Source organism: Thioalkalivibrio denitrificans (assembly GCF_002000365.1).
Lineage (GTDB): Bacteria > Pseudomonadota > Gammaproteobacteria > Ectothiorhodospirales > Ectothiorhodospiraceae > Thioalkalivibrio_A > Thioalkalivibrio_A denitrificans.
Genome location: NZ_MVBK01000144.1, coordinates 1 through 12,711 on the forward strand (window position 1 = coordinate 1; position 12,711 = coordinate 12,711).

The window sequence follows — 12,711 nt, forward strand, 5'->3', positions numbered from 1 at the left end:
GCCAGCCGACCCTCCAGGATCGTGAGCGTTCCCGGGAGGCCGCGGGCATCAACACGGATCTGGGGCTGCATTACCTGGCCAACAACAATCTGGAACAGGCGCGCATGAACCTGAACCGGGCGCTGGAACTGGACGACAGGTATGCGCCCGCCCACAGCGCGTTTGCGCTGCTGCAGGTGCGGCTCAACAATCCCCGTGAGGCCGAGCGCGCCTTCCGCCGTTCCCTGGAACTGGACCCGGACGACTCGTTCACCTGGAACAGCTTTGGGTCGTTCCTGTGCCAGACGGAGCGTTTCGACGAGGCACAGGAGGCCTTCGACAAGGCACTGGGCAATCCCTTTTACCTGAGTCCCGAACAGGCCCTGACCAACTCGGGCGTCTGCCTGCAGGAGGAGGGCAAGGTGGCGGAGGCGGAGGAGCGCTTTCGACTGGCGCTGGACAACAACCCCCAGTACCTGCCGGCCCTGCTGGAGATGGCGCGTCTGACCTTTGACGACGAACGTTACCTGCAGACCCGGGCATACCTGCAGCGTTTCCGGGATCACCGGGAACACACCGCGGAGACCCTGTGGCTGTGCTACCAGGCGGAGACCGCACTGGGCAACCGGGAGGGCGCGGGGAATTGCGCCGTACGCCTGAAGGATCGCTTCCCGGATTCCCGAGAGACCGCGCAGTTGCTGGAGCTGGAACGACGTGGTCGATGATCGCGGGGACAGCGGGGAGATTCGCGGTGGGCGTGACACGATTCCCGGACCGGGGGCGCGCCTTCGACGGGCCCGCGAAGCCAAGGGATTCAGTCAGCGGGACCTGGCGGACCGGCTGCACCTGAATCAGTCCATTGTCGAACACCTGGAGGAGGATCGTTTCGACGACCTTCCGGAACCCGCCTACGTGCGCGGCTACCTGCGCGCCTGTGCGCGGGCGCTGGAACTGGACCCGGAACCGCTGATCGAGGCCTATGACGCGCAGGGCATGCGCGAGCCCAGACTGGATACGCCGCCGGTGGTCAATCGTGCGGCCACATCCGCTGCCCGAAGCGGCCATCGCAAGGCGCCCTATGTGCTCGGCGCGGTCATCCTCCTGGCAGTGGGCGTACTCATCGTCTATGGCTGGTATGAACGCCAGGCGGATGACGCGATGCCGACCGCCGTGGAGGCCGAGCGGTTACCCATAGAACGGCCTGCGCCGGATGCCCTCGAACCGGAACCGCCTCCACCGCCACCGCTTACCATGACTCCGGAACCGCCCGAACCCCGGGCCGAACCGTTGCCCGAGGTCCCTCCGCCGCCGGTGCTCGGCGGGCCCGGCATGGAGCCCGAGCCGGAAATCCCGGCGGCGCCGGAACCCCCGGTGCCGTCCGAGCCGGCCCCCGCCGAGCCGGAGATCGCGGAGCCGCCCCCAGTCGCGGACGCTGAGGAACCGGCTCCTGCGGAGCCGACCGATGCGGTGCCCAGTGAACTGGTGCTGACGTTTCTGGAGGATTCCTGGGTGGAAATCTACGACGACCAGGAGCAGAGACTGCTGGTCGGCCTGATGCGCGAGGGAACCGAGCGCAGCCTGTCCGGCGTGGCGCCGTTTCGCGTGTTTCTGGGCAACGCGCCGGGAGTCCGGCTGGAGATCGACGGGGAAGGTTACGACCCGTCGGGCCGGGCGCGCGCGGACAGCACGGCCCGATTCGTCCTGGAGCGCCCCTGAAACGCAGGGCCGGTTTCTGCCTGACGACACCCGATACCACAAGCCACGCCTTTCAAACCATGGCAAAGACCCTTCAATCCATTCGCGGCATGCACGATGTGTTGCCCGCCGACAGCGCCGGCTGGCAGCATCTGGAGACCACGGCACGGGACGTGCTCGTCGGTTACGGATATCGCGAAATCCGGATGCCCATCGTGGAGCAGACGGAATTGTTTGCGCGCTCCATCGGCGAGGTGACCGACATCGTCGAGAAGGAGATGTACACCTTCGAGGATCGCAACGGGGACAGCCTGACCCTGCGCCCGGAGGGTACCGCGGGCTGCGTGCGGGCCGGCATCGAGCACGGCCTGCTGCACAACCAGCAGCAGCGGCTGTGGTATCTGGGTCCCATGTTCCGCCACGAGCGTCCGCAGAAGGGGCGCTATCGGCAGTTTCACCAGATCGGCGTCGAGACCTTCGGCATGGAAGGACCCGACGTGGATGCCGAGCTGATCCTGATGACCGCCCGCTTGTGGACGGCGCTGGGCATCGGGGACGTGCGACTGGAGATCAACTCGCTGGGTTCGGCCGAGGCCCGTGCCGCTTACCGGGCATTGCTGGTGAGCCACTTTGAGGCCCATGCCGAGGTGCTGGACGAGGATGCCCGGCGCAGGCTTCATACGAACCCGCTGCGGATCCTCGACAGCAAGAACCCGGACATGCGCGAGGTGATCCGCAGGGCACCGAGCCTGCTGGACCACCTGGATGCGGAATCCGAGGCGCATTTCGAGGGTCTCAAGGCACTGCTGGATGCGGCCGGCATTGCCTATACGGTCAATCCTGCGCTGGTGCGGGGGCTCGATTATTACAGCCGTACCGTGTTCGAATGGATCACCGACACCCTCGGCGCCCAGGGCACCGTCTGTGCCGGCGGGCGCTACGATGCCCTGGTGGAACAACTGGGCGGTCGGCCCACCCCGGCGGCCGGATTCGCCATGGGCCTGGAACGCCTGCTCGCCATGATGGAGGCCGCGGGCTCGCTGCCGCCCGCTCCCGCACCGCATGCCTACCTGGTGTTGGCGGGGGAGGGTACCCTGGCCTCGGGTCTGCGTCTGGCCGAGCGGCTGCGCGACGAACTCCCCGGCCTGCGCCTTGTGGTCAACGGGGGCGGGGGCGGCTTCAAGGCCCAGATCAAGCGCGCCGACAAGAGCGGCGCCCTGCTGGCGCTGATCCTGGGCGAGTCGGAACTGCAGGCCGGCACCATCGGCGTCAAACCCCTGCGCGACGCTGCTGCGGAGCAGGAGACAGTGGCGCAGGATGCCCTGGTGGAGTATCTGCGCAACTGCATTGGATGATCGAATGCCCTGCGCCTGGCTGAGATTTTTTTGCCACAGAGGACACAGAGGACACAGAGAAGTCAAAGATCTCATTCATGGCGCCTTGCGCGCGCCCGGTGGGCGGGGGAAACCCGCATGACCGGTGAATGCCCCTTGTCTTTGTGAACTCTGTGCCCTCTGTGGCTGACAGTATTTTGAATCGAATGACGGAGAACACTCAGTGACCGAATACACCACAGACGAGGAAAAGGTCGAGGCGATCAAGCGATGGTGGAAGGACAACGGCACCGCCGTGATCGCCGGCATCGTCCTGGGCCTGGCCGGCCTGTTCGGCTGGCGCTACTGGGTGGACCTGACCGAGTCCCGCGCGGAGCGCGCCTCGGATCTGTACTTCACCGTCCAGCAGGCGGCCCGCCAGGGCGACGTGGAGGGGGTACGCAGCCGCACCGGGACCCTGACCGAAGATTACGCCCGCACGCCCTATGCCGCCATGGCCGCCCTCGAACTCGCGCGGCTGGAGGCCGACCGGGGGGATCTGGAAAGCGCCGAGACACAGTTGCGCTGGGTGGTCGAGCACTCGCGAAGGGCGGAAGTGGAATGGCTGGCACGCGTTCGGCTGGGTCGTGTCCTGGTGGCCACCGGCCGGGCGGACGAGGCGCTGCCGTTTGTCGAGGGTGATGCGCCCCCCGGCTTCGAGGCCCTGGTCCAGGAACTGCGGGGTGACGTCTATCGCCACAAGGGTGACTATGCGCGGGCCCTCTCGGCATACGATCAGGCCATCGGTGCGTCTGCCGGCGGCACGGAGTATCTGCAGATGAAACGTGACGAGGTCGCCGCGCAGGCCGTGGGCGCAGGCGCATGAACATCGCTCGGGCGTTGAGGCTGTTCGTATTGCTGCTCGCGGCCGCGCTGCTGGCCGGATGCGGGATGTTCCAGCGTGACACCACGGAACCGCCCGCACCGCTGCCTGACTTCGAGGCAAAGATCGCGCCGTCCACCGTCTGGGACCGCAATACGGGATCAGGCACGGGTCGCTACTACGTGCACCTGGAGCCCATGCTCCACGAAGACGCGCTGTACGTGACCGACGCCGACGGCCAGGTGACGGCGGTGGCGCTGGAGGACGGGCGGCCCCGCTGGTCCACCGACCTGGACGTGGCGGTCACCGGCGGCGTGGGCGGCGGTGAGGGCATCGTGGCCATCGGCACCGCCAAGGGCGAGGCCATCGCCCTGGACATGGAGTCCGGAGAATTGCTGTGGCGGCGGCAGCTCTCCAGCGAAGTGATGGCCCTGTCCACGGTTCAGCAGAACCGGCTCATTGCACGCACCAACGATGGCCGTGTGCATGCGCTGGATGCGGGCACGGGCGAACCCGCGTGGCTGGCCGGCCGCACGACCCCGGCCCTGAGCCTGCGCGGCGTGAGTCAGCCGGTCATGGTGCCCGGGCGTGTGGTGGTCGGGTTCGATAACGGCCGCGTGGTCGTGCTCGGGCTGAGCCGCGGCAACGCACTCTGGGAAACGGTTCTCGCGATGCCCAGCGGACGCTCGGAACTCGAGCGCATGGTGGACGTCGACGGACACATCGAGGTACGGGACGGTCGCGTCTACGCCGTGGCCTATCAGGGGCGCGTTGCGGCGCTGAGTCTCAGCGACGGCCGCACCCTCTGGGACCGCGAGTTCTCCTCCTATCGGGGTCTGGCGGTATCGGACGATCAGATCTTCATCACCGATGCCGAGGATCACGTCTGGGCCCTGGACCGTGAAGGCGGCGCGACCCTGTGGCAACAGGACCAGTTGCGCCTGCGTCGCCTGACGCCGCCCGTGGTGTTCGGCGATCACGTGGTGCTGGGCGACTACCAAGGCTACCTGCACTGGCTGGACCGCGAGGACGGCAGCCTCGTGGGACGCCTGCAGGTGGATTCCTCCGGCGTCATGGCGCGCCCCATCGTGCACGAGGACCGCCTCTACGTGCTCGGCCAGGGCGGCCGGCTCGCCGCCGTCGTCCCCGAGGGCGGCCGCCGCGGCCGCTGGGCCGCCACCAATGATTAATCCGGGCAATGCCAAGGATCGCGATGCTTGCGCCCCCTTGCTCTGTCTCGCTTGCCCGTAGGTCGGGCTTCAGCCCGACAGGCGGTGCCTGATCAGCCGCGTCTGTCGCCCTGAAGGGCGACCTACAGATAGGCCGGGCCTGTCTCGCTTGCCTGTAGGTCGGGCTTCAGCCCGACGGGCGGTGCCTGATCAAGCCGCGTCTATCGCCCTGAAGGGCGACCTACAGAGGGGCGCGAGCATCGCGATCCTTGGTGCAATGTCCGGGTCAACCCCGTACGATGCGCCCAACTGACCACTGACAACTGACAACTGACCACTGACAACTGACAACTGACAACTGACAACTGACAACTGACAACTGACCACTGACAACTGACCACTGACCACTGACAACTGACCAACCCATGCTCCCCGTCATTGCCCTGGTTGGCCGCCCCAACGTGGGCAAGTCCACCCTCTTCAACCAGCTGACCCGTTCCCGGGACGCCCTCGTGGCAGATTTCCCGGGGCTGACCCGCGACCGTCAGTACGGGCCGGGCAGGGTGGGCGGGTTTCCCTACATGGTGGTGGACACCGGCGGGCTTTCCGGCGAGGCGGAGACGCTGGACGACCTCATGGCGCGCCAGACGCGCCAGGCCATTGATGAATCCGACGTGGTGCTGTTCATGGTGGACGGGCGCGACGGACTGACCGCCGCCGACGAGTCCATCGCCCGGGACCTGCGCACGCGGGGCAAGCAGGTGGTGCTGGTGGTCAACAAGACCGACGGACTGGACGTCGATCAGGCCATGGCCGAGTTCCATAGCCTGGGTTTTGGCGTGCCGCGTGCCATCGCCGCCAGCCACGGGCGCGGCATCGCCGGCCTCATGGACGCAGTGCGCGAACATCTTCCGGACGCCGAGACCGTCGAGGCGGAAGCGGAGCGCTGGCCGGGCATCCGCATCGCCTTCGTGGGTCGTCCCAATGCGGGCAAATCCACGCTCATCAACCGCATCCTCGGAGAAGAGCGGGTCGTGGCCACGGAGGTCCCCGGCACTACACGCGACAGCATCTTCATCCCCTTCGAGCGCGACGGGCAGGCCTACACCCTCATCGACACCGCCGGCGTGCGCCGCCGTGCCCGCGTGCACGAGGCCATAGAGAAATTCAGCGTGGTGAAGACGCTTCAGGCCATCGATGCCGCCCACGTGGTGGTCATGGTCCTGGACGCCCGCGAGGGCATCTCCGAACAGGACGCCCACCTGCTGGGCGTGGTCATGGACGCCGGTCGGGCGCTGGTGTTGGCCATCAACAAATGGGACGGGCTGGACTCCGACCAGCGCGACCGGGTGCGCCACGAACTCGATCTGAAGCTGCCGTTTCTGGACTTCGCCGAAAGGCGCTTCATCTCGGCGCTGCACGGCACCGGCGTGGGTGATCTCTTCGGCCACGTGAAGCGCGCCTACGACTCGGCGTTTATCAAGGTATCAACCAACGAACTGACGAAGCTCCTGGAAGCGGCCGTGGCCGCCCACCAGCCGCCGCTGGTACGCGGCCGGCGCGTCAAGCTGCGCTACGCCCACCAGGGCGGCCAGAACCCCCCGGTGATCGTCATTCACGGCAACCAGACCGACCGACTTCCCGGCAGCTACAAGCGCTACCTCACCAACCACTACCGCCAGCAGCTCGATCTGGTGGGCACCCCGATCCGGCTGGAATTCCGTACCGGCGAAAACCCCTACGCAGGCCGCCGCCAGAAACTCACCCCGCGCCAGCAATACCGGCGCAAGCGGATGATGAAGCATGTGAAGAAGGGCTGACGGTGATCTCTCAATAAGGTTGTGCATTTGGGCCAGTGGGTCGGAGTGAGGTGTTGTCGGCTTGTATATCCAATTGACATATCCCTTGTGCTGCGTAATATTGGACCCAGAATTTGCCAACATGATGGGTGCGGAGGAACTGCCCGTGACCGAGACAACCGTTTTCAAGAGCAATCGCAGCCAGGCGGTTCGCCTGCCGAAGGCTGTTGCGCTGCCGGACCATGTCAAGAAGGTGGAAATCTATCGCTTGGGCCAGGCCCGCCTGATCGTACCTTCAGGCCATGCATGGGATGATTTCTTTGACGGCCCTGCTGTCACCGATGATTTCATGGTCGAGCGTGGACAGCCAGAGATGCAGAGACGGGAAGCCCTCTGATGCTGCGCTACATGCTGGACACAAATATCTGTATCCATACGCTTCGTCATCGTCCACCGCGGGTCCGGGATGCGTTCAATCGTCATTCCGAACATCTGGCAGTGTCCTCTGTCGTGCTCTCTGAACTCCTGTATGGAGCAGAGAAGTCATCTCGGCCCGATCATAATCTCAAAATGGTGGAACACTTCGCGGCCAGACTCGATGTGCTGCCCTATGACGATCGTGCGGCAAGCCATTACGGGCAGATTCGCGCGGTTCTGGAAAGGCAGGGCATGGTCATCGGGCCATACGACCTCATGATCGCGGCACACGCCCGCAGCCTCGGTCTGACACTGGTCACCAACAACGAAAGGGAGTTTCGCAGGGTTGATGGCCTGTTGGTGGAAAACTGGGTTTGAGAAAGGGGGTTCGATGGCCCGGCCTGTCGATCGATGACTCTTCACTGCTGGCCCGGTCCGACATGAACGGCTGAAGGTTCCTGCAAAGTCGGCCCAATCAGGAGCTTTCGCCCAGCCTCACAGTGGAGGGCCCGTAATGCCGGGATCGGGCGAAGAAGTGGCCTCTGCGCAGCATCGGTATCCGGGGCACCTCGCTGCATCCCCCTCGTGCTGGATCTCTGGCATCATTTCCCCCTGATCCAGCGGCAAACCGTCTCCAGGCAAACGCATGTCCAGGCACTGGTACCTCGTGCAATGCAAGCCGCGTGAAAGCTTTCGCGCGGAAGAACACCTGAACAACCAGGGGTTCGAGACCTTTCACCCCACCCACCTGGTGCATACGCGGGTGGCCGGCCGCCGGGTGCGCAAGCCGGCGCCGCTATTTCCCCATTACCTTTTCGTATGCCTTGACGCCGCGGACAACTGGTCCAGTCTGCGCTCAACGCGGGGTGTCGCCAGAATTGTGCGCTTCGGTAACGAGCCCCGCCCGGTCCCGCCCGATGTCATCGAGGCCCTCAAGGCCGCCTGCGCAACCATGGCGACGGCCAGGCCCGCCTTCAGGGCAGGAGAACGGGTGCGCATCGCCGAGGGTTGCTTCGCCGAATGTGAGGCGATCGTGCAGCAAATGCGCGGCGAGGACCGGGTCTTGCTGCTGCTGGAGTTCCTCGGCAGACAACAGGCCGTGGAGATCGCCGCGGATCTCGTCACCAAACCCACTTAGCCCGGACATTCCGCGAAGCTTGCGGCCTCTGAACCTGTCTCGCTTGCTCATAGGGCGGCCCATGGCCGCCTTCTGACGGCGCGCACGGCCCGCGCCCTATGCTTCCACTTTCAGAGGCGGCGCGAGACGGGCATAGAGACCACGATCATTCGCGATCCTTGGTGCAATGTCCGGGCCAGCATCGGCCGCTTATCGGGAAAACTCCTCTACTCGGAGGCGGATGAAGCTGCGCGGAGGTCCCGGGCGATATCATCGCAGGATCGATAGGCGGTGGATTTCCCGTTGCATTCTCTGAACTCTCCGAGACCGGACAAGTGCCATATCCCAGGAGCCGTGCGCAGTGCCGCGGACAGGCCAGCTTGTCGTTATGTGATCCCTTGCGAGCCTGAAACCCGCCCACCAAGAGGCAGGAACACCTGTTGAGCCACGACGAAGCCCATTACCGGCTCCTGCGTATGCTGGAGGACAACCCCGACATCAGCCAGCGTGAACTGGCGGATGCGCTTGGTATGTCGGTCGGAAAGGCGCATTACCTGCTGCGCGGTCTGATCGAGAAGGGCTTCGTGAAGGCCGGCAACTTCCGCCGCTCCAACAACAAGCTGGGCTATCTCTACAAGCTCACCCCATCCGGCATCCGCGAGAAACTCAACGTCACGCGCCGCTACCTTGCGCGCCGCGAAGCGGAATACAAGTCCATCCGCGCCGAGATCGAATCCCTGAAAGCCGAGATGGAGGCCGCAGCAGGTTCCCGAGGGGATTCCTGAGCGTGGCATTGGATGTCCCGCGAAAAATTCGCGACCTGCTCACGCATCCTGAGCACCAAGTGCGTGGAAGAGAGCTTCCCATAGGGCGGCCCCTGGCCGCCGAAGCATGCCTGCGGAGGGCTTCCCGGCGGGTCTGCCCCGCGCCAGTCCATCCGTCAATACTGCCGGCGTGCTGATGCACAAAGCCGATCCCGGTCGTTCTCCCGGTTGGAGCCCTCAAATGGGGATGTGTACAGCGTCCATGCTCCTTGCATCCGGCTTGATGCAATGACATCATGATGCACACGCATCAAATTACGCGGAACATTAAGCCATGCGAACGACAATCGATATCGAAGACGACGTCCTGGAGGCGGCAAAAGAAATTGCCCGGCGTGAGCATGTGTCCGCAGGGCGTGTTATCTCCCGCCTGCTCAGGGAGGCCCTGTCGGGCCGTGTGGAGCAAACGGGTTCGATCTCCGGTGATAGTACTGAGGCATTGGGCGGATTCAGGCCCTTTCCGTCGCGGGGACCTGTGGTCAGTAATGCACAGATTGATCGGCTCCGGGATGAGGAGGGCGTCTAATGCGGGCCCTGCTGGACGTCAACGTCCTGATCGCGCTGATGGATCGCGCCCACACGATGCACCGCAAAGCCTGGTCATGGCTGGGGCGCGAAATTGCTCACGGATGGTCTTCCTGTCCCATTACCCAAAATGCCGTCATCAGGATCATGACTCAACCGGCTTATCCGGGACATCTGCCCGTGCCAGTCGTCGCGCATCGCCTGGCAGAGGCCTGTGCCAGTCCGGATCACCGCTTCCTGCCGGACGATATCAGCCTCTTGGGAATTGGCTCGATAGACTGGCGCCATGTATTGGGACACCGCCAGGTCACGGACACCTATCTGCTTGCCCTGGCCGCGCATCATGGCGTGCGTTTTGTCACCTTCGATAGGCGCATATCACCACAATCACTTGCCGGGGTGGATGCACATACTCTGGAAGTGATTGGGTGATTGATAGGGGTTGTCAGTTGTCAGTGGTCAGTTGTCAGTTGTCCGTTGTAGGGCATGTTGGGGAGGGTTACGCTTTTGACCACTGACCACTGACCACTGACCAATACTGGCTTACAATGATCCATATGCGGCTGAGTCGAGAACAAGTCGAAGCTATCCGTGAGGTGGTGCACAGTGAATGTGGCCCCAGTGCACGTGTTCGGCTGTTTGGCTCGCGCCTGGACGATGCGCTGCGAGGGGGCGATGTCGACATATTGGTCGAACTCGACGAACCCGTCGAGCGCCCGGCCGTGCTTTCCGCGCGACTCTCTGCCCGGCTCAGCCGGCAGCTACAGGGCCGGGCAGTGGACGTCGTTCTCTCTGCACCGAACATTGCCCGAAGCGCGGTGCATCACGCCGCCGAAAAGCGTGGACGGCTGTTATGAAGATCGACCCGGAACAGCTCGAGCGCTTGCGATTCCTCGCCCGAGTCGTCCAGCGCGAGCAAAAGCATCTACTCATCACCGACCACCGCGTATTTGGCAGGCCATTTACCCCGGAGCGTGCACGCGCTCTCGCCGACAACATCGACGAAGCCGAACGAGTGGAAGCCTTCGTCAGCCGTTTCGGCCGCTTGCAGGATACGCTGGGGGACAAACTGCTACCGCTCTACCTGGAGGTTTTAGGAGAGCACCTCGGTGCCGCCATCGACAACCTCGATCGGGCGGAAAAATTGGGATTGATCCCGTCCAGTGACGACTGGCTGGCCATGCGAAAACTACGCAACCAGATGGTGCATGAATACATAGAGGACCCGAACACCCTCGCTGACGCCCTGCAAGCTGGCCACGAGTTCGTGCCCACCTTGACGACGGTGATAGAAACCTTCTTCAAAGACATGCGCGAGCGTGGTTGGGCGACCCCGTAGGCGTCTGCCTGGACAACGGACAGACTTTGCAGACCCAGAACGTATGGCACGGAAATTGTTGGATTTTGTCCGTGGTCGGTAGTCCGTTGATCCATGTTTTAACAACTGACCACTGACCACAAACAAGGAGCGAGCCATGGACAGGCCAAATTTTCAGAAACTACACGTCTATGGGTTGGCCGAGCGACTGGCCGATGCCATTTGGGAGGTTGTTACCGGCTGGGAGTCATTCGCGAAGGACACCGTCGGCAAGCAATTGGTCAGGGCCGCGGACAGCGTAGGTGCCAACATCGCCGAGGGGAGTGCGCGAGGCACCTATCAGGACAATCGACGGTTCATCCGCATTGCCCGTGGCTCGCTGACCGAAGTCCAGCACTGGCTCCGAAGGGCTTACAAGCGAGGCTTGCTGCCAAAAGCCGAGGTCGATGGCCTCAAGGCGACAATTGATGAATTGGCCCCCAGACTCAATGCGTACTTAAAGTCAATCGGAACCACCAAAGCCAAGGGAANNNNGACAACTGACAACTGACCAACAATGACCTCACCGAACGACCTTCTTCGCATCCTTGAGCAGCAAGAGCAACTGCTGCTCGCGTAGCGGTGAGGCAATGAACCCGAACCGGGTGTAGAAGCGCGCCGCGTCTTCGTCGATGGGGTGGGTCAGCAGGGCACGCACTCCGGCCTGTCCGGCGATCACCAAAGTGCGGCGGATCGCGTCCTGCAACATCCCCACGCCGATGCCTTGGCCCTGGAATACCTTCGATACGGCGAGCCGGGCCAGGATCACCACAGGCACCGGGTACTGCCCCATACCCTTGCGGATGCGTTCGGGCGTATCGTGAGTATCGACCTGGCCCACAGTCAGGCTGTAGTAGCCTGCGACACGATCATCCATGGTGGAAACGACGAAAGTCTTGGCAGACCCGCTGCCCTGTGCCTGGCGCGCGTGGCGCAACAGCCAGTCGTTCAGCGTCGGCTTGCCGCAATCGAAATCTTCGAGCCGATGTTGTTCAGCCAAGGGGGCCGGCGGCCGCAGCGTCACTTCGTATCCCAGGGTGCCTTGCGTGCAAACAGGTCGGACAAGCCTTCATTGGCCTGTTCGGGGCGCTCAAGCAGTTCCATCAAGGCCTGGTATTGGCTGCCAGAGACCATGAACAACCGCTGGTCCAGCAAGGTCTGCTCGGCCGCCTGGCAGGCTGCATCGAGCACGAAGTCGGTCAGCGACTTGTGCGCAACCTCGGCGGCACGGCGCAGCACGGCTTCCTGCTGTGGCGTGGCGCGCAGGCCCAGACGGGCTGATCGAGCAGAAGATGAAGATGCGGCGGCGCTCATGAAGGTATCCCTCTTGTTCAAACAATGGACGCAATGTTAGTACAATGGGCCAACGCCGTCCAGTTTTCTGGCGCAAGTGTCCGGCGCGGTCTTGTTGGCTGGCTGTCAGTAGTCCGTTGTCAGTCGTCGGTTGTAGGGCATTGTGGGGAGGGTTACGCTCTTGACCACTGACCACTGACTAATACCCTTAACCCCGCAGGGGTGCTATAATCGGTACTCAAATCGGTACTGGAGGATGTATGGAGAACGTGATTTCGGCGCAGGAGATCAAGCGGCGCGGCATTAGCGCGGTGGATCGGGCGCTGGAGAAGGGGCCGGT

The 12,711-nt window shown here is 63.7% G+C and carries 16 protein-coding genes and 1 pseudogene; 15 read left to right on the plus strand and 2 right to left on the minus strand.

Going from position 1 to position 12,711, the window contains the following annotated elements; all coding sequences use genetic code 11:
- The 14 genes from pilW to B1C78_RS16870 all read left to right on the plus strand — a co-directional run.
- The coding region (pilW, locus tag B1C78_RS16800; protein WP_139350003.1) for a type IV pilus biogenesis/stability protein PilW at window positions 1-704 on the plus strand (704 nt) is incomplete at its 5' end.
- Window positions 694-1,695: a helix-turn-helix domain-containing protein gene (locus B1C78_RS16805; RefSeq protein WP_077280303.1), complete on the plus strand. Its 1,002-nt coding sequence runs from the start codon at window positions 694-696 to the stop codon at window positions 1,693-1,695. The genes pilW and B1C78_RS16805, both read left to right, overlap by 11 nt.
- 59 nt (window positions 1,696-1,754) lie before the next feature.
- On the plus strand, window positions 1,755-3,029 hold the full coding sequence (gene hisS / locus B1C78_RS16810; protein WP_077280304.1) for a histidine--tRNA ligase: 1,275 nt from the start codon (window positions 1,755-1,757) through the stop codon (window positions 3,027-3,029).
- A 202-nt stretch (window positions 3,030-3,231) separates the two neighbouring features.
- Window positions 3,232-3,873, plus strand: a complete 642-nt coding sequence (locus B1C78_RS16815; RefSeq protein ID WP_077280305.1) for a YfgM family protein — start codon at window positions 3,232-3,234, stop codon at window positions 3,871-3,873.
- Entirely contained in the window at window positions 3,870-5,060 is a 1,191-nt protein-coding gene (gene bamB, locus B1C78_RS16820) for an outer membrane protein assembly factor BamB (RefSeq protein ID WP_077280306.1), read from the plus strand. The genes B1C78_RS16815 and bamB overlap by 4 nt, the downstream gene beginning before the upstream one ends.
- 404 nt (window positions 5,061-5,464) lie before the next feature.
- Entirely contained in the window at window positions 5,465-6,859 is a 1,395-nt protein-coding gene (gene der / locus B1C78_RS16825) for a ribosome biogenesis GTPase Der (protein WP_077280307.1), read from the plus strand.
- A gap of 145 nt (window positions 6,860-7,004) precedes the next feature.
- Window positions 7,005-7,235: a type II toxin-antitoxin system VapB family antitoxin gene (vapB, locus tag B1C78_RS16830; protein ID WP_077280318.1), complete on the plus strand. Its 231-nt coding sequence runs from the start codon at window positions 7,005-7,007 to the stop codon at window positions 7,233-7,235.
- 2 nt (window positions 7,236-7,237) lie between these two features.
- On the plus strand, window positions 7,238-7,633 hold the full coding sequence (gene vapC / locus B1C78_RS16835; protein WP_342745175.1) for a type II toxin-antitoxin system tRNA(fMet)-specific endonuclease VapC: 396 nt from the start codon (window positions 7,238-7,240) through the stop codon (window positions 7,631-7,633).
- Between the two features lie 268 nt (window positions 7,634-7,901).
- The gene (gene rfaH, locus B1C78_RS16840) at window positions 7,902-8,393 is read left to right on the plus strand and encodes a transcription/translation regulatory transformer protein RfaH (protein ID WP_077280309.1); all 492 of its coding nucleotides are present in this window, start codon (window positions 7,902-7,904) and stop codon (window positions 8,391-8,393) included.
- Window positions 8,394-8,812: 419 nt separating this feature from the next.
- Window positions 8,813-9,157, plus strand: coding sequence for a MarR family EPS-associated transcriptional regulator (locus B1C78_RS16845; protein ID WP_217698057.1), 345 nt, complete (start codon window positions 8,813-8,815; stop codon window positions 9,155-9,157).
- A 564-nt stretch (window positions 9,158-9,721) separates the two neighbouring features.
- Window positions 9,722-10,153 carry a TA system VapC family ribonuclease toxin gene (locus B1C78_RS16855; protein ID WP_077280311.1) on the plus strand — a complete coding sequence of 144 codons (432 nt, stop codon included), beginning with the start codon at window positions 9,722-9,724 and terminating at the stop codon, window positions 10,151-10,153.
- A gap of 125 nt (window positions 10,154-10,278) precedes the next feature.
- A complete protein-coding gene (locus B1C78_RS16860; RefSeq protein WP_077280312.1) occupies window positions 10,279-10,578 on the plus strand; it encodes a nucleotidyltransferase domain-containing protein in 300 nt (99 codons plus the stop codon).
- A complete protein-coding gene (locus tag B1C78_RS16865; protein ID WP_077280313.1) occupies window positions 10,575-11,060 on the plus strand; it encodes a hypothetical protein in 486 nt (161 codons plus the stop codon). The genes B1C78_RS16860 and B1C78_RS16865 overlap by 4 nt, the downstream gene beginning before the upstream one ends.
- Before the next feature lie 136 nt (window positions 11,061-11,196).
- The gene (locus B1C78_RS16870; protein WP_077280314.1) at window positions 11,197-11,589 is read left to right on the plus strand and encodes a four helix bundle protein; all 393 of its coding nucleotides are present in this window, start codon (window positions 11,197-11,199) and stop codon (window positions 11,587-11,589) included.
- A gap of 12 nt (window positions 11,590-11,601) precedes the next feature.
- On the opposite strand, the gene B1C78_RS16875 is transcribed toward B1C78_RS16870, so the two are convergent.
- Window positions 11,602-12,102 (minus strand): GNAT family N-acetyltransferase, encoded by a 501-nt coding sequence (locus tag B1C78_RS16875; protein WP_077280315.1) that lies wholly within the window; start codon window positions 12,100-12,102, stop codon window positions 11,602-11,604.
- Entirely contained in the window at window positions 12,099-12,392 is a 294-nt protein-coding gene (locus tag B1C78_RS16880; RefSeq protein ID WP_077280316.1) for a type II toxin-antitoxin system TacA family antitoxin, read from the minus strand. Before B1C78_RS16880 ends, B1C78_RS16875 begins: the two co-directional genes overlap by 4 nt.
- Window positions 12,393-12,631: 239 nt before the next feature.
- On the opposite strand from B1C78_RS16880, the pseudogene B1C78_RS16885 reads away from it, so the two are divergent.
- Window positions 12,632-12,711 (plus strand): annotated as a pseudogene (locus B1C78_RS16885) (type II toxin-antitoxin system Phd/YefM family antitoxin); the annotation flags it as partial.

Bases quoted from the DNA above. Each gene is read 5' to 3' on its own strand.
- B1C78_RS16855 (WP_077280311.1), top strand. From the start codon at position 9,722: ATGCGGGCCCTGCTGGACGTCAACGTCCTGATCGCGCTGATGGATCGC.
- der (WP_077280307.1), top strand. From the start codon at position 5,465: ATGCTCCCCGTCATTGCCCTGGTTGGCCGCCCCAACGTGGGCAAGTCC.
- B1C78_RS16880 (WP_077280316.1), bottom strand. From the start codon at position 12,392: ATGAGCGCCGCCGCATCTTCATCTTCTGCTCGATCAGCCCGTCTGGGC.
- B1C78_RS16860 (WP_077280312.1), top strand. From the start codon at position 10,279: ATGCGGCTGAGTCGAGAACAAGTCGAAGCTATCCGTGAGGTGGTGCAC.
- B1C78_RS16865 (WP_077280313.1), top strand. From the start codon at position 10,575: ATGAAGATCGACCCGGAACAGCTCGAGCGCTTGCGATTCCTCGCCCGA.
- hisS (WP_077280304.1), top strand. From the start codon at position 1,755: ATGGCAAAGACCCTTCAATCCATTCGCGGCATGCACGATGTGTTGCCC.
- bamB (WP_077280306.1), top strand. From the start codon at position 3,870: ATGAACATCGCTCGGGCGTTGAGGCTGTTCGTATTGCTGCTCGCGGCC.
- rfaH (WP_077280309.1), top strand. From the start codon at position 7,902: ATGTCCAGGCACTGGTACCTCGTGCAATGCAAGCCGCGTGAAAGCTTT.